The 25,734-nt window shown below is 30.0% G+C and carries 22 protein-coding genes; 12 read left to right on the top strand and 10 right to left on the bottom strand.

What is annotated here, in order from left to right:
• The first annotated feature begins 10 nt into the window (after positions 1–10).
• Complete coding sequence (locus GQS57_RS07870; protein ID WP_165732180.1) at positions 11–622, top strand: thioredoxin family protein; 612 nt, start codon at positions 11–13, stop codon at positions 620–622.
• A gap of 183 nt (positions 623–805) precedes the next feature.
• Entirely contained in the window at positions 806–1,288 is a 483-nt protein-coding gene (locus GQS57_RS07865; RefSeq protein ID WP_165732178.1) for an ABC transporter ATPase, read from the top strand.
• Positions 1,289–1,428: 140 nt separating this feature from the next.
• On the opposite strand, the gene GQS57_RS07860 is transcribed toward GQS57_RS07865, so the two are convergent.
• Positions 1,429–1,815 carry a nucleoside triphosphate pyrophosphohydrolase family protein gene (locus tag GQS57_RS07860; protein ID WP_165732176.1) on the bottom strand — a complete coding sequence of 129 codons (387 nt, stop codon included), beginning with the start codon at positions 1,813–1,815 and terminating at the stop codon, positions 1,429–1,431.
• Between the two features lie 214 nt (positions 1,816–2,029).
• Between GQS57_RS07860 and GQS57_RS07855 the strand changes: the two genes are divergently transcribed.
• From GQS57_RS07855 to GQS57_RS07840, 4 genes are all read left to right on the top strand, one after another.
• Positions 2,030–2,236 carry a hypothetical protein gene (locus tag GQS57_RS07855; protein WP_165732174.1) on the top strand — a complete coding sequence of 69 codons (207 nt, stop codon included), beginning with the start codon at positions 2,030–2,032 and terminating at the stop codon, positions 2,234–2,236.
• A 172-nt stretch (positions 2,237–2,408) separates the two neighbouring features.
• Positions 2,409–2,663 (top strand): hypothetical protein, encoded by a 255-nt coding sequence (locus GQS57_RS07850; RefSeq protein WP_165732172.1) that lies wholly within the window; start codon positions 2,409–2,411, stop codon positions 2,661–2,663.
• Between the two features lie 319 nt (positions 2,664–2,982).
• Complete coding sequence (locus tag GQS57_RS07845) at positions 2,983–7,692, top strand: cadherin-like domain-containing protein (protein WP_165732170.1); 4,710 nt, start codon at positions 2,983–2,985, stop codon at positions 7,690–7,692.
• Positions 7,689–8,645, top strand: a complete 957-nt coding sequence (locus GQS57_RS07840) for a type IX secretion system membrane protein PorP/SprF (RefSeq protein WP_165732168.1) — start codon at positions 7,689–7,691, stop codon at positions 8,643–8,645. Before GQS57_RS07845 ends, GQS57_RS07840 begins: the two co-directional genes overlap by 4 nt.
• A 151-nt stretch (positions 8,646–8,796) precedes the next feature.
• Here GQS57_RS07840 and GQS57_RS07835 read toward each other — a convergent pair whose 3' ends face one another.
• Genes GQS57_RS07835 through GQS57_RS07825 form a run of 3 tightly spaced genes read right to left on the bottom strand, consistent with a single transcriptional unit; the run spans position 8,797 to position 12,193 of the window.
• Positions 8,797–10,836: a dihydrofolate reductase gene (locus tag GQS57_RS07835; RefSeq protein WP_165732166.1), complete on the bottom strand. Its 2,040-nt coding sequence runs from the start codon at positions 10,834–10,836 to the stop codon at positions 8,797–8,799.
• A gap of 38 nt (positions 10,837–10,874) precedes the next feature.
• The gene (locus GQS57_RS07830; protein WP_165732165.1) at positions 10,875–11,636 is read right to left on the bottom strand and encodes a hypothetical protein; all 762 of its coding nucleotides are present in this window, start codon (positions 11,634–11,636) and stop codon (positions 10,875–10,877) included.
• Positions 11,637–11,638: 2 nt separating this feature from the next.
• Complete coding sequence (locus tag GQS57_RS07825) at positions 11,639–12,193, bottom strand: DNA-3-methyladenine glycosylase I (protein ID WP_165732163.1); 555 nt, start codon at positions 12,191–12,193, stop codon at positions 11,639–11,641.
• Between the two features lie 98 nt (positions 12,194–12,291).
• Between GQS57_RS07825 and GQS57_RS07820 the strand changes: the two genes are divergently transcribed.
• The gene (locus tag GQS57_RS07820) at positions 12,292–12,723 is read left to right on the top strand and encodes a DUF6146 family protein (protein WP_165732161.1); all 432 of its coding nucleotides are present in this window, start codon (positions 12,292–12,294) and stop codon (positions 12,721–12,723) included.
• On the opposite strand, the gene GQS57_RS07815 is transcribed toward GQS57_RS07820, so the two are convergent.
• Positions 12,716–13,210, bottom strand: coding sequence for a dihydrofolate reductase (locus GQS57_RS07815; protein ID WP_165732159.1), 495 nt, complete (start codon positions 13,208–13,210; stop codon positions 12,716–12,718). The two genes, GQS57_RS07820 and GQS57_RS07815, sit on opposite strands and share 8 nt — an antisense overlap.
• A gap of 302 nt (positions 13,211–13,512) precedes the next feature.
• Between GQS57_RS07815 and GQS57_RS07810 the strand changes: the two genes are divergently transcribed.
• Entirely contained in the window at positions 13,513–13,809 is a 297-nt protein-coding gene (locus GQS57_RS07810) for an isoamylase early set domain-containing protein (RefSeq protein WP_165732157.1), read from the top strand.
• A gap of 186 nt (positions 13,810–13,995) precedes the next feature.
• On the opposite strand, the gene GQS57_RS07805 is transcribed toward GQS57_RS07810, so the two are convergent.
• The 5 genes from GQS57_RS07805 to GQS57_RS07785 all read right to left on the bottom strand — a co-directional run bounded on the left by GQS57_RS07805 (position 13,996) and on the right by GQS57_RS07785 (position 19,150).
• On the bottom strand, positions 13,996–14,820 hold the full coding sequence (locus GQS57_RS07805; RefSeq protein ID WP_165732155.1) for a thymidylate synthase: 825 nt from the start codon (positions 14,818–14,820) through the stop codon (positions 13,996–13,998).
• Positions 14,821–14,908: 88 nt separating this feature from the next.
• A complete protein-coding gene (locus tag GQS57_RS07800; protein ID WP_165732153.1) occupies positions 14,909–16,354 on the bottom strand; it encodes a NupC/NupG family nucleoside CNT transporter in 1,446 nt (481 codons plus the stop codon).
• A gap of 17 nt (positions 16,355–16,371) precedes the next feature.
• A complete protein-coding gene (locus tag GQS57_RS07795) occupies positions 16,372–16,983 on the bottom strand; it encodes a bifunctional nuclease family protein (RefSeq protein WP_165732151.1) in 612 nt (203 codons plus the stop codon).
• A gap of 354 nt (positions 16,984–17,337) precedes the next feature.
• Positions 17,338–18,294, bottom strand: coding sequence for an electron transfer flavoprotein subunit alpha/FixB family protein (locus tag GQS57_RS07790; RefSeq protein WP_165732149.1), 957 nt, complete (start codon positions 18,292–18,294; stop codon positions 17,338–17,340).
• Positions 18,295–18,403: 109 nt separating this feature from the next.
• Positions 18,404–19,150 (bottom strand): electron transfer flavoprotein subunit beta/FixA family protein, encoded by a 747-nt coding sequence (locus GQS57_RS07785; RefSeq protein ID WP_165732147.1) that lies wholly within the window; start codon positions 19,148–19,150, stop codon positions 18,404–18,406.
• 165 nt (positions 19,151–19,315) lie between these two features.
• Between GQS57_RS07785 and GQS57_RS07780 the strand changes: the two genes are divergently transcribed.
• From GQS57_RS07780 to GQS57_RS07765, 4 genes are all read left to right on the top strand, one after another.
• Positions 19,316–20,098 (top strand): acyltransferase family protein, encoded by a 783-nt coding sequence (locus GQS57_RS07780; protein ID WP_165732717.1) that lies wholly within the window; start codon positions 19,316–19,318, stop codon positions 20,096–20,098.
• Positions 20,099–20,336: 238 nt separating this feature from the next.
• Complete coding sequence (locus tag GQS57_RS07775) at positions 20,337–21,842, top strand: phosphoethanolamine transferase (RefSeq protein WP_165732145.1); 1,506 nt, start codon at positions 20,337–20,339, stop codon at positions 21,840–21,842.
• Between the two features lie 117 nt (positions 21,843–21,959).
• Complete coding sequence (locus GQS57_RS07770) at positions 21,960–22,940, top strand: pyruvate dehydrogenase complex E1 component subunit beta (protein WP_165732143.1); 981 nt, start codon at positions 21,960–21,962, stop codon at positions 22,938–22,940.
• Between the two features lie 247 nt (positions 22,941–23,187).
• The gene (locus GQS57_RS07765; RefSeq protein ID WP_165732141.1) at positions 23,188–25,698 is read left to right on the top strand and encodes a DUF5686 family protein; all 2,511 of its coding nucleotides are present in this window, start codon (positions 23,188–23,190) and stop codon (positions 25,696–25,698) included.
• Positions 25,699–25,734: the final 36 nt, after the last annotated feature.

Here is a 25,734-nt window from a genome sequence, read left to right as displayed (position 1 = left end):
ACATTAAGAGATGAAAAATATTATTGAAAAAAGTTTACAAAACGTATTATCTTATAGTGAATATAGAGATTTAGTAAGTAATTTATTAGCTGAAGGAAAAGCAACAGGACAAGAACAATCTGAAGATTTAACAAATTACAGTATGTTAAACGACAGAAGAATGAAGCGCTTAGACAAAACCATAAAAATTTCTGAAGCTACTATTAATAAAATGCAAGAAATTACCGAACCTCAAACTTGGTTACTTATTACAGAAGGTTGGTGTGGAGATGCTGCTCAAAACTTACCTGTTATAAACAAAATTGCAACAACAAATAGTCTTATTAATCTTAAATTAGTTTTAAGAGATGAGCATGAAGATTTAATGAACCTGTTTTTAACAAACGGAGGAAAATCAATACCTAAATTAGTTGCTCTAGATAAAGACAATAATTTAATTAACACTTGGGGACCTAGACCTAGTGAAGCTACAAAAATGGTTGCAGATTACAAAGCCAAACATGGTGTAATAGACGCACAGTTTAAAGAAGATTTACAAATTTGGTATAACAAAAACAAAGGACAAAATATACAAGACGATTTTATAGAACTTTTTACAAATACACTTGCTAAAGAAATCTAAAAAGTAATTTAAAGTAGGCGTCTTAAAAGAACTTTTATTGTCAACCTGAACTTATTTCAGAATCGTAATATTATTGAGTTTTCAGTAATTTGAGATCCTGAAATAAGTTCTATATGACAATGTGAAAACTTTTTAAACAAGCACTTCTCTTTTCTGTATATTTGCAGCGAAAATTATATATAAATGTTTGTAGATTATTCCACAATTACCGAAGAAGCAAAAGTTTGGGTGTACCCTTCTAGTAGAAAATTTTACCCAAATGAAATTGAAGGAATTGAAAGTAAAGTAAAAGATTTTCTAGAAAGCTGGAAATCTGACGATGAAAACTTTAAAACATCCTACCAATTTTTATACAATCGTTTTATTGTATTATTTGCAGATGATGAAAATTCAACGTTAACAAACTCAAATATAGACACTTCTGTTTCTTTTATCTTAGGATTACAACAAGAATATGAAGTAGAATTGTTAGACAAAATGAATGCTTGTTTTAAACAAGGAGAATATGTACAATACAAAGATTTAAAAGACTTTAAAAAACTACTTAAAAATAAAGCTGTAACAGCAAAGAGTATCATTTTTGATAATTTAATAACTACAAAAGTAGACTTTGATAACAATTGGGAAATTCCTCTTGAAGAAAGCTGGTACAATAGGTATTTATAACGATCTATCTTTGTTTACATTGTAAAGTCTAATTCACTTTTATATTGCTATTGCAAGTTCTATTTATTAAAAACTTTTATGGAGAACTAATTTATAAACAACAATTAATTCTCCATACAAGTTTCACTTATTATAATTGTCTATTTGTCTAAAATAGCACCAATATTTGGTTTAAAATAATTAGGTCCTTTTAATACTTTACCGTCTTCTCTGTAAATAGGTTTACCGTCTGCACCTAATTTACTCATATTACTACGCTGAATTTCATTAAAAACTTCTTCAATTTTATCTTGCATTCCGTGTTCTATAATTGTTCCACATAAAATATACAGCATGTCTCCTAAAGCATCTGCAACCTCAACCAAATCATTATTTTCTGCTGCCTCTAAATATTCTTCATTTTCTTCTTTCATTAAATTAAAACGAAGCGTGTTTCTATCTTTACCAATATTTGCAATTGGCTTTTGATTCATATTTAATTTAAAAGCGGTGTGAAACTCAGTTACTGCTGCTATTTTGTTTTTCATTATATATTAAGGTTTATTTATATTTTTTATTGTTGATTTAATTAATAAGATTCAATTTTAGAAGTTACACCAAAAACAAGGACATTCTTCTTTTAATTTGTAATTTTGCAGAATAGAATTTTATTAATTTCAGTTAGACAATATATAGAAACTTTCTGATAAAATAAAAGCTTCTTGTTTACCATTAACCCACAACTTATAAAGAATACAAATTATGTTTTTAAGTGCTTATTTTACAACAGGAAGAATTATTTTTATGACTTTATTTTTCATTTCTTTTGTAGCTTTAATGATTTACAGTTATAGAAAAGACATAAAAAACCACCAACGCTATTATAAAGGAACGGGTAAAAAAGTGCTTATTTACGGCGCAATTGTTATAGCTGTTTTTGTTGCCATCAGAATACTTTGGGGTCAATAAGCTAATTTACAAACACTTAATTTTATTTTAAATCAATTTTAAACGTTGTTATTCATAATAATTTTATAATTTCGCAAAAATAAAAAAGAGAAATAGAGTTATAATTAAAATATTTTTAGCTACATTTATCAACATATTATTAGAAATACATAATCATTTAATCCCCCAAAGAATGATACCCTTAAATAAAAACAAATGCAAGCTACTTGCATTCTTCATATTTCCTTATCAGTTTGCTACTGCAACTTCTGTTGCTCCAGCTGATAATTACGACATTAAAACAAACACTACATTATCAGTTAACAATCGAGACGCTTTTATTAATCACATAGGGCCAAATGAAAATTCTCAATTGGTTACTAGTTTTTATTCGAGTTACCCTATTTGTTATATTCCAAAAAACACAAACACTTATACTAATAATTAATAGAAATATTAAAATCATTTAATCCCCCAAGAATGATATCTACTAAAAAAAACAAATACAGTACATTTATATTATATGTAGTATCCTTAGTACTACTATTTTTATTATTTTATATATTATTCAATCAGTTTGCTATAGCAGACCCTGAGTCAAAAAAGGATCATAATTCTTCTCAAAATAATACTACTTTAAAGGTGAAATCTTTAAACCTATCTGTTAATTTAACAGATTTACAACTCAATTATTTCACACCCAAAACCACATAATTATCTAACAATATTCAAACTTTTTTATTAAAAATCATTTAATCCCCCAAAAAATGATACCCCCTAAATACAATACGTATAAAATATTTATATTCTTTTTACTTTTCTATCAATTTACATCTGCTCAAACGGCACCTGTAGCTGTAGATGATACTTATACCACTACATCAAATACAGAACTAAGAATTGAAACTCCCGGTTTATTAAGTAATGATACTGATATAGACAATGACGAACTAGAAGTTACAGAATTTACATTAGACAGTATTAGATACGCTGCAGGAGACACAGCAAACTTAACTGATGGAACAATTACTATTAATGCAAATGGTAGTTTTGTTTTTACACCTGCTACTAATTATAATGATATCTCTCTTGCAATTAACTATGTAATTTCTGATGGCACCTATACTGCTTCTGCGAACTTGAGTATTAAAGTTAACAACCTATATGCACCGGATCCTAACAATGACAATTATTCAACAGAAACAAATGCAACACTTAATGTTGATGCACCAGGTATTTTAAGTAACGACACAGATAAAGACGACAGTTTTTTATCCATTACAAAATTTAAAATAGATACTATAAGTTATACTGCAGGCGAGAAAGCAAGTTTTACTGAAGGATCTATTACTATTAATGAAGATGGTAGTTTTTCTTTTATACCTGCTGCTAATTATAACAACAAAATTCCTACAATTAGTTATACCGTTTCAGACGGAACTTTTACAAGTACTGCTAACTTAACTGTAAAAATCATTAATTTATATCCGCCAAATGCTAAGGATGATTATGATACAGCAAACATAAACACTACTTTAAATGTAGATGCTCCTGGTGTACTTATAAATGATAGTGATCAAGATAACAACTCATTATCGATTATCAATTTTATTATAAACGGAACAACTTATACCACAGATCAAAAAGCAATTTTTGCAGGAGGTAGTATCTCTTTTAAACCAGATGGTAGCTATAGTTTTATCCCTACTAAAAATTATACAGGGAACATTCCTGTAATTAAATATATTATTTCTGATGGAACTTTTACAGATTCAGCTAATTTATATTTAACAGTAGAACATATAACCGATTTACTAGAAATAAGCTCTATATCTAGCTGTAACCAAGGCTATACAGTAGATGGAGTATATAAGATTAAATACAGTTTAACCCTTAAAAATAAAAGTACTGCAAGAGATTACCATGCAGAAAACCTTATAAAAAACATCGATTTAACAAATGATTTAAACAGCATTTACGGAAATGGATGTGTAGAACAGATAGAAGGAGTTACGGTAAATACTACTGCTGTTCAAGATTTTGTAGACAACCCATACCCTACCGAATTTAATACAGATGCTGTAAATAATAACTTTTTAAATGCTACATCAAATTCTCTTTTTAACAAAGATGCTATAGATAATTTCATTTTATACCCAAGGCAATCTATAAATATTGAATTTTGCGTAACGGTAAATCCTTTTTGTGGTGGTAGACCTAACCCTACTCCTTCTGGTTCTGGAATCGATTTTAATCATGTAGCAGAGGTAACTTCTACAATAGGAAACGACGCTAACAGTATTTTACTTGAAGATTTTCATACTACAGAAGCTATTGTGGCTGGAGGATTATATGTACCAGAACGAAATCCTAATGTAAACCCAGACGGAACTTTTGATTATAACAATAGAGTTATCTTAACAAATGAAGGTACTGCTACAGCTAATAATATTAATTATAACATGGGTTTAGGCGATTTCTTAAGCAAGGGTATTGTTTTTAGAGAGCTTAAAGTTACTCAGGTTTCTGGTCCTGATGTTACTGTTAATACTTCTTATAACGGAGGAACAAACACAAAATTACTAATGCCAAATAACTCTCTTGAACCTGGAGAAACTGTAATTTTAGAAATCTATTATTTAACAGAACCTTTCTCTTCTACTGGAATTAACAATTTTTATCAATTAAACCGTTCACAAACACAAGGAGATTTAGACGGACTAGATGAGTCAACTTCTTCTAACAACAAGAAATTCTCTTTTGTTAATTGGTCTGATGGTTTAGGAAATCATTTAGATAGATATTACCCAACAAATTCGTCTACAGCACCAGTAACATCTGCAATGCAATGCAGTTGCGCTTCTTCTAATATGGTATTGTTATTTAGTTCTGCCAATAATAATGAGAAAGCAATTTCAGAAGTTAATAAAATTCCTAATGGTATTTTAGAACATGATGAAGTTACCTTTCAACTTACCATCAAAAACAATAGTAACATTGTTCAATTAGAAAACTTAAATCTACAAGACGACTTAAATAAAATTTGTTCTGGTAATATTGTTTCTGTTACAACTCCTTTTATAGAGAACTCAACAGCAACAAAAGATCCAATATTAAACCCTAATTACAACGGAACATCAGATATCAATTTTTTTGATGGTACTTCTGGTATATTAATGCGAGGAGAAACAATTACGGTTCAATTTACAGTTGTTTTTTATGAAGACTGTATTGGCAATAACACTTCTAAATTTACTGCAACAGACCCATTAAATAAAATTATAAGCTCATCTGATTTTGTAGCTGTTAATGCCACTACAGATTCTGACAATGATGGTATTTCTAACGCTGTTGATATTGATGATGATAACGATACCATACTAGATGTTAATGAATACAACGGGTTAAATCCTTTAGATGATCATGACAACGACTTTATACCTAATTACAGAGATACCGATTTTGGTGTTGATGCTAATAACGATGGTATTGTAGATATTTTTGATTTTGATGCTGATGGAGTTCCTAATCATTTAGATTTAGATAGTGATAACGATGGAATTTTAGATATTGTAGAAGCAGGAAATAAGTCTGTAGATACAAACCGTAATGGTCGTACCAATAAACCTGTCGGTAAAAATGGACTTGATAACACTAAAGAAAACAACGATACTACCAATGCCTCTATTAATTACACTATTCCGAATACAGACACCAAGGGCAATCAAGATTTTATAGATATTGATGCAGATGGAGATGGTATTGTAGATAATATTGAAGGACAAACTACCGCTAATTACAAAGCTCCAAATGGTATTATTAATGCTTTAGGTATAGATACTGCATACCCAAATGGAATTTCTCCAACAGACACAGATCGTGATGGTAAACCTGATTATATTGATCTTAATTCTGATAATGACATTCGTGATGATGCTATTGAAGCTTGGGATTTAGATAATGATGGAATTGCAGAAACTACCCCACTAAATATAGACATTGACAATGATGGTTTAGATGATGCATATGACAATAATACTGCATTGGTAAACCCAACAAACGGTCAAGTTCCTACTGATTTCCCAAATAATGATGACCCTGATACAACCGAAAGAGATTGGAGAGAGATCATAGCCATTGTTGTACTTATTGATAATGTATCCGTAATTGAAGGAGAAGATTTAGAGTTCACAATCTTGTTAGTTAAAAAGACGGATCACTCAAAATTGATTCAAAGTGCATCACCAATTAATATTAGCTTTTCAACAGTAGATGGTACCGAAACTGCAGACACATACAACATAGCAATTGCTCCTTATGATTATAAGCAAGTAACTTCTAAAACCTTAACGATAGATCCTTTTACAGATACAAATAGGTTTACGGTAAATTCTTTAGATGACAATATTGATGAGCTAGATGAATTATTTACTTTAAAAGGTAACATAACTTCTAACAACACCATTAATACAGAAATAAGAGGGATTGGTACTCTTTTAGATGATGAAGACGCACCGTCTATTACAATGAATAACGCTATAAGTAATGAAGGTGATGATTTAGAACATAAAGTTACTTTAAGCCGCCCATCTTCTAGACCTATTTACATAGACATTCACACAACAGACGGAACTGCAATTAGTCCAGAAGATTACCAAAGTTTTTATAAATCTTTAACCATTACCGAAACCACAGATCCTAATAACGCAAATACAGAAAGCTCTTTTAGCATTCCTACTTTTATAGACAATATAAATGAACTAGATGAATTTATAAACGTTTTCGGCCTTGTTTCTTCTACTCATATTGGAGCTCAAGATTTAACTAAAACAGGTACAATTTTAGATATAAACCCAGATCCTAAAGTTATAATAGATAATGTTACTGTTATTGAAGGACGTACTTTAACTTTTACAGTTTCATTGGTAAACCCAGATACGGATGAACCAATGCAGAATTATTTACCGATTAACTTTAATTTAGAAACGGTTAATGAAACAGCAAGTGATTTAGAAGACTATAATCCGGAATTTACCGTGGCTTACATACCAGCATTTGAAACATCTATAACTCAAGATGTAAGAACCATAGATGATACTATAAATGAAGATACAGAAACAATGTTATTAGAAGTAGAAATAACAAGTACAGGTGTTTCTAACTATTCTTCAACAATTTTTGGTACTGGAACCATAAAAGACAATGACTACCCAAATCTTTTTTCACCAAATGATGATGGAAAAAGTGATGTATTTGAAATCTCTGGAATTGAAGAATATCCAAACTTTAGAATAACGATACTTGACCGTTGGGGAGGTCAAGTATTCGATTATAAAAACAATGGTAATCCAAATCCACTTTGGTGGGATGGCACCAACAACGGAAAACCTGTTACGGAAGGCATCTATTATTACTCTTTAGATTATAATGATGGTATTACAAAACCTAAACAAAGCTTTATCCAATTAATAAGATGATACAAAAAAGCCCCCAAAACAATTTAAGAATTACAGATAAAACGCTTTTTACGTGTGTCTTACTAATTATTTTCTTTAACACATTTAATTACGCACAACAGACACCACATTATACACAATACATGTATAATATGCAGGTAATAAACCCTGCATTTGTAGGTTCTAGAGCAGATCTAAGCATCTCTTTACTAGCTCGTCAACAATGGGTTGGTGTAGAAGGGGCACCAGAAACCAAAACGTTTTCCATAAACGGAAGAACAGCAGCTGGTTTAGGTTTTGGTGCAACGGTTATAAACGACAAATTAGGTTTAGCAAATAGTACTAATATAAATTTAGACGTCTCTTATACATTGCCTATATCTCGCTACGAAAGACTCTCTTTTGGTTTAAAAGGTGGCGTTACTTTTTTTAATAATAATTATGCAGGAGGTGTAACACCAGATAATGAAATATATGCTTCTACAGATGGAAGTTATCCCAATATTGGTTTTGGTGGATTGTATTACACTGAAGATTTTTTTATAGGATTATCCATTCCAAATATTTTAAAATCTAGACAATTTAAAACTTTAGAAAACCTTGATGAAAGCTTTGGAATAAGCAATCACAATTTCTTTTTAGCATCAGGATATATCTATGAGATGTCTGAAGAATTAAAATTTAAACCTTCAACGATTATAAAATACACCCCTAGTCTACCTGTTTCTGTAGATCTAAATGCTAATTTTATTTATAAAGAAATAATTGAAGCAGGTTTGTCTTACCGTTATAAAGAATCTATGAGTGCTCTGTTTGCTATAGTTGTCAATAAAAAATATAGAGTTGGATACTCTTATGATAATAGACTGGCTAATTATGGAGAGAATCTAAGCTCTCATGAAATTATAATTAGTTTTGATTTAGATTTAAAAAGAAATACACGCTGGTTGTTTCATAACCGCTGCTACTTTTAAAGCATTCCCTTTAATTTTAGACTGTTTATTGTTTACCTAGAAATAATAAAATCAGATCACAATTTGATATTCATAAAAAAACCGACTCTGTTTAGAGTCGGTTTTTACATAAATTACTTTTAAAGATATTCCTTATCAGGAATAATAAATTTTAATTTTCTGTTCCTAAGAAATTATAATTTTTAGAATAAAATAACATTTGTTCTTCAAAATCTTTAGGGTGTGTAACTTGTACATCTATAACCTTTCCATTTTCATCTACATCCGGAACTAAAACAGGGTTTACAAAACCATTATAAGGTGCAGATTTAAACTGCTCGTTTCTTTGTAAAACCTCAGCATGTATTTGTTGATCTACTTTAACACCATAGCCTTCTACCAAAGCCTTAGCAGCGTCAAAATCACCTTCAGATTTTATACGTTGCGCCTCTTTTAATAAGCTTCCAAATATTTCTCTTAACTTATCGTAATCATTTATATTAAAGTACGTTTTACCATCTCTAACAACCTTCTCTATTACATTGTCTTTTTTACCTTTTTCAAAAGCCCAAGCAGAAACCCATTGTCTGTTTACCATGTGGTCTTCTTCAATATCATCTCCTAAATTAATTCTCACCAATTGTGTCATTAATCCATTTCTAATATATCCATCATAAGCAGCCATCCCTAACTCCTTGTAATTATCTGTCAACCCTAATTCTTGTAATTTGGCATCCATTAAGTAATACAAACCAACTAAATCTGCACGACCTTCTTCCATTGTAGAAGCATAATTTTGAAGCGTTTCTTTTGGTTGCCCTATTCCTTCATTAATAACACCAGACGCATGCCCAACAACTTCATGTAAAGAAGTATGTAATTTATCTGCAATCTGACCGTATTTTTCTTCTAAACGAACTTCCTCTTCATCATTGGCAAATTCTTTTAAACGATCTGTTCCGCCTACATTATTATAAGCCCCAATAATGTTTCCTAAAGAAACAGATTTAGAACCATGTTGTTCACGAATCCAATTGTTATTCGGCAAGTTTACACCAATTGGCGTACTTGGAGATGCATCTCCAGCCTCACCTGCAACATTTACCGTTTTATAAGAAACCCCAACTACATTTTCTTTTTTATGAGAAGGATCTAACGGAGCATTATCTTCAAACCACTGTGCATTATCAGATAAAACTTTCATTTTACGAGACATGTCAAAATCTTTAATCTGAACAATCGTTTCATAAGAACCTCTGTATCCTTTTGGGTCATTGTATACTTCTATAAAACCATTTATCCAATCGATATTTCCTTCTGTAGAAGTTGCCCAAGCAACACAATACTGATCCCAAACATCTAAACTACCTGTTTTGTAATATTCTATTAATAACTCTAACGTATGTGCTTGCTTATCATTTTCTGCAACTCCTTTTGCTTTTTCTAACCAACCAATAACATTGTCTAATGCAGCGCCATACATACCACCAGATTTCCAAACTTTTTCTACCAATTTACCGTTTTCTCTAACTAATTTAGAATTTAAACCAGCCTCAATTGGTTGCTCTTTAGATCCTTTATAAGCTGTTTTATAGAATTCAGCAACATCTTTGTCGGTAATATCTGGTCCATAAAAATTAATTGCTGATGACAAGATATTGTCAACTCCAGATTTCTTATTTACTTTTTTATTATCAGCATCATTAAATAAAATTTCAATTATTTCTGATGACAATTCTGTGTTTGAGTTTTTTAATAAATCCTCTGTAAAATATTCTTTTGTAAATGCTGGTTTTAATTTATCATTAGAATAATGATGATGAATACCATTAGAAAACCAAACTCTTTTTAGAAAGGTTTTAAACGATTTAAAATTATCATTTTCTCTATCTCCTTTATAATTTTCGTTGATACTTTCTAACGCTTTTCTAATACTTAAATTATAGCGATAGTTTTGATCCCACATAATATCTCTACCAGACAAACCTGCTTGAGTTAAGTAATAAACAAGTTCTTTTTCTTTTAAAGTAAGTTCTTCAAATCCTGGGATTTTATAACGCAGTACTTTAACATCTGCAAATTGCTCTACAAAATGGTTAAATTCAGTGGCTACTTTTTCATTTTCTTTTTCGGTTTCTTTTTTTGGTTCCGCAGTACAAGAAGCCAATAATACAGCTACTGAACAACCAAAAATCATCTGTTTTATATTCATTTTATTAAATTTATAATTGATGTATAAAGGTACAAATTTTAAGCGCGTATACTTCGTATATTTTTAAGCCTACTCCAAGTTATCTTATGTCTTTGAGTATAAATCACAAAGCAACCAATATCTAATAAAAAGTAAAATAAACTAATACCACTTGGCGGGTTATTACTTGGTAAAAACTCAAAAACTTCAAACCCTATACTTGGCCATCTCCAGCATCCAAAAGCAGTACCGCCAATTTCTAGAATTGCTACTAAAATATACATGGCATAGAAAAACAACCTATCCTTAGGCCTTTTCCATAGTAATAGAAAAACACCTATTGTCATTACAAAACCAAAAACATCTGAAAAGAAAACAAGATATGTAGTTGCAAAAATTGCAATTACAATTGCAAACAATTGCTCAATAGCTTTATTGTATTTTTTTACAACTGATGCCTTACTAAACATTAAAATTCTACCGTACAAAGCGGCATGACCAATGGGTACGTAAAACGGCACATTCTCTAATCTATAAGTATACATACTTAATGCTCTAGAAAAAAGATATTCTCCTCCAAAACCCAAAATTACAGCATAAATCATTAGTTCTTTTACTCTTGGAGTAGATCTAAAGTACATTTTAAAAAAACCTGCTAACATTAAAATATTAATTAATAGCTGCGAGCTTGTTACGTTTTCTGCAAAATAAATACTATCAAAAAACAAGACGAAAACAAAAAAAATAAAACGACCAATTTCTCTGTTAAAAATAGAAATTATTTTTTTTAAATCATCTTTGGGTATTTCAAATACATTCATTCTTATAAATATTTAAAACAATCTGTAGTGTGGTCATTTACCATACCAACAGCTTGCATATATGCATACATTACAGTAGATCCTACAAATTTAAAACCTCTCTTTTTTAAGTCCTTAGAAATTTTATCTGATAGCGCTGTTGTTGCAGGTACTTCCTCTCTTTTATTAAACTTATTAATAATTGGTTTGTTATTAACGTAAGACCAAATAAATTTAGAAAAAGAACCAAACTCCTTTTGAATATCTATAAATAATTGTGCATTTGTAATGGCACTTTTAATTTTTAGCTTATTTCTAATAATGCCACTATCTAATAATAAAGATTCATATTTACTTTCGGAATAAGTTGCAATTTTATTATAATCGAATTGATCAAAAGCAACTCTAAAATTTTCTCTTTTGTTTAAAATTGTAATCCAACTTAAACCTGCTTGAAAGGTTTCTAGGATTAAAAATTCAAATAAAACACCATCATCATAGACAGGTGTTCCCCACTCTTCATCATGATATTTTTTATACAAGTCACTGTCTGTTACCCAAAAACATCTTTGTTTCATCCTTTTTTATTAAGGTTGAAAATTAATGTTAAATCAATTAAAAACCAACCTATTTTAGAATATTTTTCGGAACTTTACTTTAAATAAAACAATTGATTATGAAACTATTAAAACAACTTCTTGTACTTTTTTCTTTTGGATTGTTTGTGTATGCTTGTGGTTCATCACCCATAAAAAAGAATACAACTACAGAAGAAAAACCTGTTGTTATTGCGAATGAAAGTTTAGAATACGAAGTAATTATTATAGACCCTGGTTTTAATGCCTTTTTAGAGTCCATAGCTAAACCAGAAGGTTATTATTCTCAAAACTACCTAGAGGCTAGAAATAGAACTTGGGTTTTAGAATGGAATAATAGAGCTAGAAACCCTATTCAATTCAACACAAATATCTATGAAAACATCGTTGACTACCAATCTACTACTGATTACGGTTACGACGTAAACTATAAATTATTTAATTACTTTTTATTTGCCCAACAAAAGTATAAAATGAATTTAGGGGGAGGTTTTTCTAGTAGAATTAGATAGTTTTCTTTGAATATCTTACAAAACTAAAATCAAATTTATTCTTTTCGTCTGCTTCTAAATCTTCTCTTGCTGTTTCTTTCCAAGTTTTTAAATCTATCTCTGGAAAAAAAACATCTGCTTCAAATTCATGATGCACTTGTGTAATATCTAACCTATCTACCAAGTCTTTCTCTATGCTTTCTTTATAAATTTGTGCGCCACCAATTATAAAAACATCATCTTTATTTTCTACCATTTCTATGGCTTCTTCAATACTATTGGCTATTAAACACCCTTCTTTAAAATAATTTTTATTTCGGGTTATTATAATAGTAGTTCTATTAGGTAATGGTTTACCTATAGACTCAAAAGTATTTCTGCCCATTAAAATGTGATGTCCGGTAGTAACTTTTTTAAACCTTTTTAAATCTGCTGGTAAATGCCAAATTAAATCATTATCCTTTCCTAAAGCATTATTCTTTGCAATTGCTGCTATAATTGTAATCATAGAATCCTAAAATTTTAACAAAATTAGAATATTTCTACTAAGATTTGACGTTTTAAGGGCACTTTAAATCAAAATAGCACACTTACGAATACGTTTTCGAACTGAAAACACTGAAAATCAAGCAGAAACAAATATGCTTTATTTTATATAAACAATAAATTTAATTCCCTTTCATTTTGAATTATCAATATTTTATATAGCCATTTTACATAACTGATAATTCTTTTATTTTCTTACAAAATAATGATGTTTATAACCAAGTAGTTACATATTTTTACTTAAAATTTTTGAATAGAATAATTATGGCAATTAAAAAACAATTTTTAAAAAGCAAACCAGTTTGTAAAGTAACTTTTACTGTACCTGCTGAAGAAGCTAAAAAAGTAGTGGTAGTAGGATGCTTTAATGAGTGGAATGAAAAATCGGCTCCTTTAAAGAAATTGAAAAATGGTTCTTTTAAAGGTACTTTAGATTTAGAATCTGGAAAATCTTATGAGTTTAAATACTTAATAGATGGTACATATACAAACGAACAAGAAGCAGATGGACTTGCTTGGAACGACTTTGCAGGAGCAGAAAATAGCGTGTTAAATTTATAATAACAACGTTATTGATATATAAAAAAAGAGCTTCCAATTAATTTTGAAAGCTCTTTTTTGTTTTAATTTCTATGAGTTGTTTTAACCAACAACCTCTACCTAAAGGCACCAGGTATGCTTGCAATACAACTATTTTTCATTTGAAGCAAGCCTCCGGAAATTGAATCTTTGGCTATCGCCCTGCGATTAAACCGCAACTTTTCCTTTAATATGTGGATGTGGGTTATAATCTACCAACTCAAAATCTTCGAAAGTAAAATCTTCGATATTTCTTATAGCTGGGTTCATTTTCATTTTTGGTAAAGGTCTAATATCTCTAGCCAACTGAACTTCAAATTGTTCTTTATGGTTATTATAGATATGAGCATCTCCAAAAGTATGAATAAATTCGCCTGCCTCATAACCACAAACTTGTGCAATCATCATAGTAAATAATGCATAAGATGCAATATTAAAAGGTACTCCTAAAAAGATGTCTGCACTTCTTTGATATAGCTGGCAAGATAACTTACCATCTGCTACATAAAATTGAAAAAAAGCATGACAGGGAGGTAATGCTGCTTTGCCATTGGCTACATTTTCTGAAAAAGATACCGAAGTATCTGGTAATACAGAAGGATTCCAAGCAGAAACCAACATTCTTCTTGAGTTTGGATCGGTCTTTAAAGACGTTATTACATCTTTTAATTGATCTACTTCATCACTATTCCAATTACGCCATTGATGTCCGTAAACAGGACCTAAATCTCCATTTTCGTCTGCCCAATCATTCCAGATTCTTACACCGTTTTCTTGTAAATATTTAATATTTGTATCACCTTTTATAAACCAAAGCAATTCATAAATAATAGATTTTAAATGTAGTTTCTTGGTAGTAACCATTGGGAAACCTTCACTTAAATCAAAACGCATTTGGTACCCAAAAACACTTTTGGTTCCAGTACCTGTTCTATCTCCTTTTTCGTTTCCGTTTTCTAAAACGTGTTTTACTAAATCGTGATATTGTTTCATTTAGTTGTGTAATCTTTTAATTATGTAATTGTTTATTAAGGTACATGTAAAGGTTTAAACAAACATTTACACGCTTACACTTTTATTTTTATCCTATAATCATACCTGCAATTGTTGCAGACATTAAAGAAGCAATAGTACCTCCAATTAAAGCTTTAATTCCAAATTCTGACAAAACTTTACGTTGTCCAGGAGCTAAAGAACCAATACCTCCTATCTGTATACCAATAGACGCAAAATTTGCAAATCCACACAACATGTATGTTGCCATAATTATAGATTTGTTATATGTTAAATGCGTTGCACTTGCAACATTTTTTAGTTCTGCTAACTGAATATAACCTACAAATTCACTTGCAGCCAATTTTATACCCAACAACTGCCCCATTAAAGCCATGTCTTCTTTAGCAACACCAATAAGCCACATTAAAGGAGCAAATATATATCCTAAAATAAACTCTAAAGAAAGACCGTCGTAAAGCGTGTTATTTGCGATAAGTTCATTAACCGAAGTACAGCGCCATTCTAAGCTTAAAAATTCTATTGTAAAACCATCAAAAGATGCAACGGCTCCTAAAATACCATTTAACATCGCAATGATAGCTACAAAAACTAAAAGCATCGCTCCTACATTTACGGCTAAACGCAAACCTTCTGTGGTTCCGTTAGCAATAGCATCTAAAATATTAGCGCCTATTTTTTCTTGAGAAACGGTAACGTCAGAATTTACTTCTTCTGTTTGTGGATATAATATTTTAGAGATTACAATAGCACCAGGTGCTGCCATAACAGAAGCTGCTAATAAATGTTTAGCAAATACTAATTCTAATTCTTTATCTCCACCACCTAAAAAGCCAATGTAAGCAGCCAATACAGCACCTGCAACGGTTGCCATACCACCAATCATTACCAATAACATTTCCGACTTATTCATTTTCTCTAAATAAGCTTTAATTAGAAGTGGCGCTTCGGTTTGTCCTAAAAAGATATTACCAGCTACAGAAAGACTTTCCATACCTGAAATTCCTAAAAATTTAGACAATACAATTGCTAAAACTTTTACAACTTTTTGAATTATTCCCAAATAAAACAATAAAGAAGTTAATGCAGAAAAGAATATAATTGTTGGTAATACTTGAAAAGCAAAGATGTAACCAAACTTATTCATATCTCCTACAATACCAGCAAATAAGAACTCACTACCTGCTTTTGTATAAGCTAATATTTCTATAAATATACCTCCTACAAATTCAAATATAGATTGTATAAATTCAACTTTTAAAACTCCAATAGCAATTAATAATTGCAATCCTAAACCAATAGCTACTTTTTTCCAATCTATTGCTTTTTTATTTGCACTAAATAAGAAAGCTATTAAAATTAATGAAAACATTCCTAAAATTCCTCGCCATAAACTCTGAAAAGAAAAACCTTGACTAGGTATAATTTCTGTTACAGCAGAAACTGTTTCTGTACTTTGAGAAAAAACTGAGATTGACAACAAACAGAAAACAGCAATAAATATTTTTTTCATAATGTGTAATTATAATATTAAGAGCGTTTACTAATTTCGTCTCTAATTTTTGCAGCTAATTCGTAGTTTTCATCAGAAACTGCAGTATTTAATTGGTCATGAAGTTCTTCTAAACTAACGTCAGAAAAAGAAGACTCCTTTTTAAGGATTAACGTATCTATATCAATAACGTCTTCTTCAGATTCTGGTGTATCTTCAATTCCAAATTCTTCTTCTATCTTAAGAAAAATACCTGCTTTTTCTAAAATATTTTCATAAGTATATATTGGAGCTTGAAAACGAACTGCTATTGCAATTGCGTCTGAAGTTCTTGCGTCTAAAACTTCTTCTACGCCGTCTTTTTCGCAAACTAAGCTAGAAAAAAATACTCCATCTACTAATTTATGGATAATTACCTCTTTTACTGTGACAGAAAAGCGGTCTGAAAATGTTTTAAAGAGATCGTGTGTAAGTGGTCTTGGAGGTTTAATTTCTGTTTCTAAAGCAATTGCAATAGATTGTGCTTCGAAGGCTCCAATAATAATAGGTAAAGTTCTCGTTCCTTCCATCTCACTCAAAACCAATGCATAAGCACCACTCTGAGTTTGACTGTAAGAAATACCCTTTATAGTTAATTGTATTAAACTCATAAATTTATTTACGTAAAACTAAAATATATTTGCAAAACTTTTTGAAGTCATTTTTACAAACTTTTAGAGGGGCACAATTTAATAAAAATAATAGGTTAATGCTGATATTTCTCAAAAAAGTGAGTTTTACTCTTGCGTGAAGGATTGAAGCACCTGTTTGAGCTCTTTTTATTTTTCTTTTAAAATAAAAAAGCGAGTGCCTTTCGTCTGGCTCAAGATAAACTCCAAGCCTGACGAAATTATTTTGACTTTGATAAAAGTTGATAAAAAAACTTATCAAAATTTTACTTCTGATAAGTTTCTAATATTTCACTTTAAATAATTTGGGCACGCCCAAAAAATAATTCTTTATAATTAAGACGCTTTAAAAGCTTTTAATTTTTCTATTAATTTGGGTACTACTTCAAAAGCATCACCAACAATCCCATAATCTGCTGCTTTAAAAAACGGTGCTTCTGGGTCTGTATTTATAACTACTTTTACTTTTGATGCGTTAATACCTGCTAAATGCTGAATTGCTCCAGAAATACCAATGGCAATATATAAATTAGATGCAACTGGCTTACCAGTTTGTCCTACATGTTCTGCATGTGGACGCCATCCTAAATCTGAAACTGGTTTAGAACAAGCTGTTGCAGCGCCTAAAACACTTGCTAATTCTTCTACCATCCCCCAATTTTCTGGTCCTTTTAAACCTCTACCTGCAGAGACAACAATTTCTGCATCTGCAATAGTTACTTTACCAGTAACTCTTTCTATTTTTTCCGATTTTACTCCTGATTCAACTATTGTAGCTTCAAAAGTTTCTGTGCTTCCTGCCACTTCATTTTCATGAACACCATAAGAATTTTTGGCAACTCCTATAACTTTATGCTCTGTAGAAATTACAGTATTTGAAAATGCTTTGTTAGAAAATGTTTTTCTTTTTACTGTAAACGGACTCGTACTTGAAGGTACATCTACTACGTTAGAAACACAACCTGCTTCTAAGTTTACTGCAATAATTGGAGCTAGATACAAACCATCTGTACTAGAATCTACAACTACAACAGTGGCACTTTGTGCTTTTGCAACTTCTGTAATTACAGCTGCATATTGTTTTGCATTAAAAGTTTGTAAAGAATCATTAGAAACTGAAACTACTTTCTCTGCTCCGTACGTATATAATTCTGATGAATCGCTTGCGTTTATTGTGAGTGCAACAACATTAGTACCTAATTGTTCTGCAACCTTTTTTCCATATGAAACTACTTCTAAAGCAGTTTTCTTAAATTTTCCTTCCGATGAATCGGCAAAAACTAAAACAGACATATATTTATTTTTTTTTAAAAATTGTGTAAATGTGTAGTTGTTTACTGTGTAATTGCTGGGTAATCGTTATAACGATTACACGATTCAACAATTCACCAATTACACTCTCTTATATTACTTTTGCTTCGTTATGCAATAAGCTAATTAACTCATCTACATTATCTGCATCTACTAATTTTACAGTTCCTTTTGCTGGTAGTTTTTCAAAAGATTGAATACTTGTTGACGCTTCATTACTAACTGGCTCTACTACTTCTAATGGTTTTTTACGTGCCATCATAATTCCACGCATATTTGGTATGCGTAAATCTTTTTCTTCTACCACTCCTTTTTGTCCACCAATTACTAAAGGTAAACTTGTAGATAAAGTTTCGTTTCCTCCATCTATTTCTCTAGTTGCAGTAACAGAAGTACCCTCTACTTCTAAACCAACACAACCATTTATAAAATTAAAATCGGTTAACGTAGCTAACATTCCTGGAACCATTTGACCATTATAGTCTGCAGATTCTTTTCCTGCCAATACTAAATCATATTCGCCATTTTTAACTACTGCTGCCAATTCTTTTGCTACTTGAAATCCGTCTGTTGGGTTTACATTTACACGTATTGCATTATCGGCTCCTATTGCTAAAGCTTTACGCAATGTAGGTTCCGTTTCGGGACCACCAACATTTACAATTGTTACAGAAGCACCTTGTTTTTCTTTAAACCACATGGCTCTTGTTAAACAAAATTCATCGTAAGGATTAATAACAAACTGTACTCCATTTGTATCAAATTTCGTATCGTTTTCTGTAAAATTAATCTTAGACGTGGTATCTGGAACATGACTAATACAAACCAATATTTTCATAAAATTCTATTTTTATACTTTTTATCTGCAACGAAAATACGTAATTTTTTAAAAAAATACTATGCATGCATAGTATTTTTTTCAATTATTTAACTTTTTCACATTAAGAAGATACATTTATTTAATAAAATGTAAAAAAAGTATGTTCTTTACAGTTAAAATAAAATTAATAGTAAAATAAAATTTCAAAAAAATATCAGCGCTCTAGTTTCAAATCAAAAAAGAATAAATTGGATTGACCAAATTAAAGGTTTTGGTATCATTCTAGTTGTTTATGGACATAATTTCCCTGTAATCGAAAATTATATTTATAGTTTTCACATGCGTTTATTTTTTTTAATTGCAGGCGTTTTTCATCCTAAGAAATCTAATTTCGAAATCGTTAAAAAAAGGGCTCAACAACTTTTAGTACCATACTTTCTCTGGAGTTTTATACTTTTTTTCTTTTGGTTCTTTTTAGGTAGAAAATATGGAGAATCAGCTGCTTTAGAACTATCTCCAATTAAAAATTTTATAGGTATTTTTTATGCTCAAGGAGACATTGACTATATGAATTGGGGAATTCCAATGTGGTTTTTACCATCCATTTTTTTAACTTTTCTTATTTTTTGGTTGATAAAAAAATTCATCCAAAACAAAAAAAATCAATTCCTAGTCATAACTATTAGTGTATTTATAGGTTTTTTAATTCCTAGATTCACAAACATAAACCTGATCTGGAGCTTAGACGTATCTTTAGTTTCTTTAATTTTTTACACCTTTGGCTATTACAGTAAAAACTATTTATTTTTTAATAAATGGAAAGGAGAAATAACAGCTCTTTTTATTTTAGGTATACTTCATTTAATTTTTTCTTTATTCTTTCTGCAAGAAGTAGACATGTATAGATCTAAATATGGCAATGAGTTTTTATTTATTATAAATGCACTTGTAGGAGTTCTCTTTTGATGTAACCTTTTTAAAGTGTTACCTATTTTTAAATTCTTATCCTTTTTCGGAAAAAATACCATACCAATTTTAGCAATGCAAGTAAGATCTTTAACTTTTATAAAACTAGTGATCGTTTTAACTATAGGATCTAGTGTTTTTAACTTTACAGAACTAGAAAAAATAGTCTTAGTCCTTTTTCAACTATTATTAATGTTTCCTGTTTTATTATTAATCAACAAATATGTACCCTTTTTAAATGGAAAAAATAAAAGTATATAAAAAAGAAATTCAGTTTCATTTACTACTAAATATCTTTGTAGCTCTATTTATAACGATTGCCTGTTATGTTCATGTACCTTTCGGTACTGTAAAAGCATTTTTTATCTACGTAATACATTTTCTGTTACTTCAGTTTTCTGTATTTGGTTTTATATATATTTTAAGTTTATTTAAAAGAGTATTTATCCTACTTTTTCCTATTCTATTTTTAATATGTGCTTGCTTATCATTTTGGGTGTACACACAAGATATTAGTATCGATTTTGGTATGATTCAAGCCATTTCTGAAACCAATTTAGATATTGCCGTAGATGTATTTAGTTGGCTGTTTTTAGGCTATATACTGCTTGCTATGCTTGCTGTATTTATCATTTTAAAAACATTTACAAAACTTGAAAAGAACACTATAAAATCGCCTTTATTTATTTTATCTATACTTGGAATAATCACATTTTTTATGGTTGAAAATTATCGTTTTGGCGCTCTTAAACGAAGATTACCGTACTCAGCATTTTTTAGTGTGAAACAATATCTAGCAAAAACAGATTTAATTTTAGAAGATGTAGATAAACATGTTGTGAGTTCTCAAGACGACCTACATATTGTTTTTGTTCTTGGGGAATCGGTAAGAGCAGATCACCTTTCTTTAAATGGATATAACCGGAAAACAACTCCTTTATTAGAGCATCAGAAAAATATAATTAGCTACAAAGATGTCTATACTCCTTTAACTTACACCGCTATTAGTGTACCACAAATTCTAACAGATAAATCTATTACAGACACTTTAAACACCGCAACAAGTTTGTATAGTGTACTTAACAAAGCAGCTTTTAAAACAGAGTGGATTGGAAATCAATCTTTAGAAAAAAGCTACGAAGACATTGTGAACACCAATGATAAAATACAAATTATAGATAAATTCCATTCCGTTTTAAGCTTTAAAAAAGAAAAGGATTTAGAAATATTAAATAACATAGATCTTACTAAAAATTTTAAAGGAAATAAAATAACAACCCTTCACATGATAGGCAGTCATTGGTACTACAATAGCAGGTTTGATGAAAATTCTACCGTTTACCAACCAATAGTAACCAGTAAATATGTAGGATCTTCCTCTAAAACAGCACTTATAAATTCTTACGATAATACCATTTTATATTTAGATTCTTTTTTAAATAAAATTATCGAAGATTTAAAAAAGTCTTCTAAGAATACCATATTAATTTACCTATCAGACCATGGAGAAATTTTAGGTGAGGACGGTAAATGGTTTCATGCTCAAAAACATAAAGCCTCTGAAAACCCTGCCATGTTGGTCTGGTATTCTGAAAATTTTAAACAAAAAAATCCTAAAAAAGTAGAAAATCTTAATTTAAACAAAAACAATTCAATCTCCACAGATTTCCTATTTCACAGCATCCTTGATCTGTCTGATATAAAGGAATTTAAGCATACAAAGTCTCTTAGTATTTTCAATTAAAAATTAAAATATTAGAGATGAAAATAATTCATCTAATTATTTATTTTTTTTTGAGTATTTTTATTCTCATAATTCCTTACTTTTGCAATTGAAATTACTAATTACAATTAATACTAGATGAAAACAGTTCAATTCAGAGAGGCAATTTGTGAAGCCATGAGTGAAGAAATGCGCAGAGATGAAAGCATTTATTTAATGGGTGAAGAAGTTGCAGAATATAATGGTGCCTACAAGGCATCTAAAGGTATGTTAGATGAGTTTGGTGCTAAACGTGTTATAGACACACCTATTGCTGAGCTTGGTTTTGCTGGGGTTGCAGTTGGTTCTGCAATGAATGGTCTTAGACCAATTGTAGAGTATATGACTTTTAACTTCTCTTTGGTTGGTATTGATCAAATTATAAATAATGCTGCAAAAATTAGACAAATGTCTGGTGGACAGTTTAATTGCCCAATTGTATTTAGAGGACCTACAGGTTCTGCTGGTCAATTAGGCGCAACTCACTCACAAGCATTTGAAAACTGGTTTGCAAACACTCCTGGTTTAAAGGTTATTGTACCTTCTAACCCTTATGATGCAAAAGGTTTATTAAAAGCTGCTATTAGAGATGACGATCCGGTTATTTTTATGGAGTCTGAGCAAATGTATGGTGATAAAATGGAAATTCCAGAAGGAGAATACATTATCCCTATTGGAGTTGCAGACATTAAAAGAGCAGGAACAGATGTAACAATCGTTTCTTTCGGAAAAATTATTAAAGAAGCTTATAAAGCTGCTGACGAATTAGCAAAAGAAAATATTTCTTGTGAAATTATTGATTTAAGAACAGTACGTCCAATGGATCATGCTGCCATTTTAACATCAGTAAAAAAGACAAATAGATTAGTTATTTTAGAAGAATCTTGGCCATTTGCTAGTATTTCTACAGAAATAACTTATAGAATACAAGAAGAAGCATTCGATTATTTAGATGCTCCTATTAAAAGAATTACTACTGCAGATACTCCTGCTCCTTATTCTCCTGTTTTATTTGAGAAATGGATACCAAATTATAACGATGTTATAAAAGCGGTAAAAGAAGTGATGTATAAAAAATAAAAAGAACTTCAATAAATTCTTAAAAAAGGCTAATAAATATATTTTATTAGTCTTTTTTTTTATTTGTATAAATTCAAAAAAACACTTCTACACTATCTAAATCTCACGTATTTTCTACTTTTAAATACTACATCAATCAAAATATCTTTTTTTTAGTAAGGACGTAAATAATACACCGACTAGGAAATAATTATTTGAAGATTACGTTATCTAATTCACAAAAAAACAACAAGAATTATTCTTACTAATGAAAATAAAATTCGCTTTAATTTATTCTCTATTATTTTCTATCTCTTTATTAGCACAAACAAAAGTAAAGGGAATTATAACAGACGCAGACAACACACCTCTTCCTTATTGTAGTATCCAATTTAAGGGTTCTATAGAAGGAACCACTAGTGATGAAAATGGTGGTTTTTATTTTGAATCTAAAGAAACTTGGAAAGAAATAGAAGTATCTTTTATTGGTTATAAAACACTAATAGTGCCTTTAGAACACAGAATTAGCTATAACTTAAAAATTACACTTGAAGAAGAAACAGATGCTTTAGATGAAATTATAATAGCAACTGGTAAACAACCAAAAAAGAACAATCCTGCAATAGACATTCTTAGAAAAATTTGGGCTCAAAAACGTAAAAATGGTTTAACCCATTTTAATCAGTATACCTATAAGAAATACCAAAAGGTAGAATTTGATTTAAATACTATTGATGAAAAATTAAAAGAGAAAAAAATATTTAAAGGATTAGAGTTTGTTTTTAAAGATGTAGATACCTCTAGTATAACCGGAAAAACTTTTTTACCAGTTTTTTTAAATGAAAACCTTACACACGTATATGGAGACAATACTTTAAAGAAAGAAAAAGAAGTTTTAATTGCAAACCAAAACTCTGGTTTTAGTAAAGATCAACAGCTTATAGATTATGTAGATGATTTATATGCTGAATATGATATTTATGATAATTATTTAAAAATCTTCGATAAAAGCTTTGTAAGTCCATTGTCTAAAACAGGAATCAACAACTATAATTATGTTTTAGCAGACAGCTCTTTTATAGGTAAGAAATGGTGTTATAATATTATTTACTATCCTAGAAGACAAAACGAACTTACTTTTAAAGGTAATTTTTGGGTAAATGATTCCACATTTGCTGTAAAAGAAATTAATTTACAAGTAGTAAAAAATGCCAATATAAACTGGGTTAAAGATGTGTATATAGAGCAAGAGTTTGAATTGTTAAATGATTCTATTTTTGTATTAAAAAGAGACTACCTATTATCTGATTTTTCACTTAGTAAAAAAGATAAATCAAGAGGAATTTATGGTAAAAAGACAACCATTTATAAAGATTACGTTTTTAATAAACCGCTAAAAGATGACAGCTTTTATGATAAAAAAGTTTTTCCCCCTAACAACGACTCCATTTATAGTAAATCTAGAGAGTTTTGGGACAATAATAGGTTAGAAGAACTCAACAAAAATGAAAAAGGTATTTATAAATTAATAGATACCTTAAAAACGGTTAAAAAGTTTAAAAACATTAACAAAGCTGTTCAGACTTCGTACTCTGGATACTTTGAAATTGAATCCTTAAACATAGATTATGGCCCTATTTTTTCTACTTTTGGCTATAATGATGTAGAAGGATTGCGAGTAAGAGTCGGGGCAAGAACTTATAAATCTTCTAATGATTTATTTAGACTAGAAGCCTATACTGCTTATGGTTTAAAGGATAAAAATTTAAAATATGGTTTTCAGGCAAAATGGCTTCTAAATGAAAAAAATAGATTCATAATTACTGGTGGAAAGAAAAATGATATAGAACAAATTGGAGCTACTTTAACTGCCAATACAGATGTTTTAGGGAGAAGTGATGGCTCTTCATCGTTAATAAGCACTGGTACCAATGATAAACTAACAAACATTAATATTACTACGCTAACAGGAGAAATAGAACCAGCACCAAATTTAATATTAAAGCTTTCTGCAAATTATAAAACACTAAGTTCAGCTTCAAATAGTTTTAGTTTAGACTATAATGATCTTACTGCCACATCGGGTATTTCATCTAACATAAGACAATTAGAAACCGTATTTTCTATGGGCTATTACCCTAAACGAAAAATGTCTGGTTTCGGAGTACAGAGAGAGCCTGCAAATACAAACTACACAAAATACTTTACTCAAATAACAAGAGGAACTAAAGATATTTTTGGTAGTGATTTCGATTATACTAAAGTGCAGCTTTCTTTATTTAAATTATGGGAAATTGGCGGTCTAGGAAGGTTAAAAACTTCTTTAGAAATGGGACAAACTTTTGGGGAAGTTCCTTTAGGCTTATTAAGTGTTGCTCCAGGAAATCAAACTTATTTTATGTTTAATAATACCTTTAACCTATTAAATTTCTACGAATTTGTAACAGATAAATATGCTTCCTTTCATTTAGAGCATAATTTTAATGGTAGAATTTTTTCTAGAATTCCGTTGTTAAAAAAGACAAAATTAAGAACTGTAATAGGTTTTAAAACCTTTTTAGGAGATATCTCTGACAAAAACGTTGCACTAAATACAACTGGTAATAGTTTTGAAATACCCTTAACTGCTCCCAATCAAGAACCTTATTATGAATATAGTATTGGTGTTGCTAATATTTTTAAGGTATTACGAGTAGATTTTAACTTTAGAGGAAACTACTTTGATAATTCAGAAGCAAGAAAATTTGGAGTAACGGCAGGGTTGCTATTTAATTTTTAAAATAAGATATTGAAGCGTTTTAAGAACCAAATCGAA

Origin of the sequence: Polaribacter sp. 20A6 (assembly GCF_011378915.1) — a bacterium.
GTDB lineage: Bacteria > Bacteroidota > Bacteroidia > Flavobacteriales > Flavobacteriaceae > Polaribacter > Polaribacter sejongensis.
This window is presented reverse-complemented; position numbering and strand designations above follow the sequence as displayed.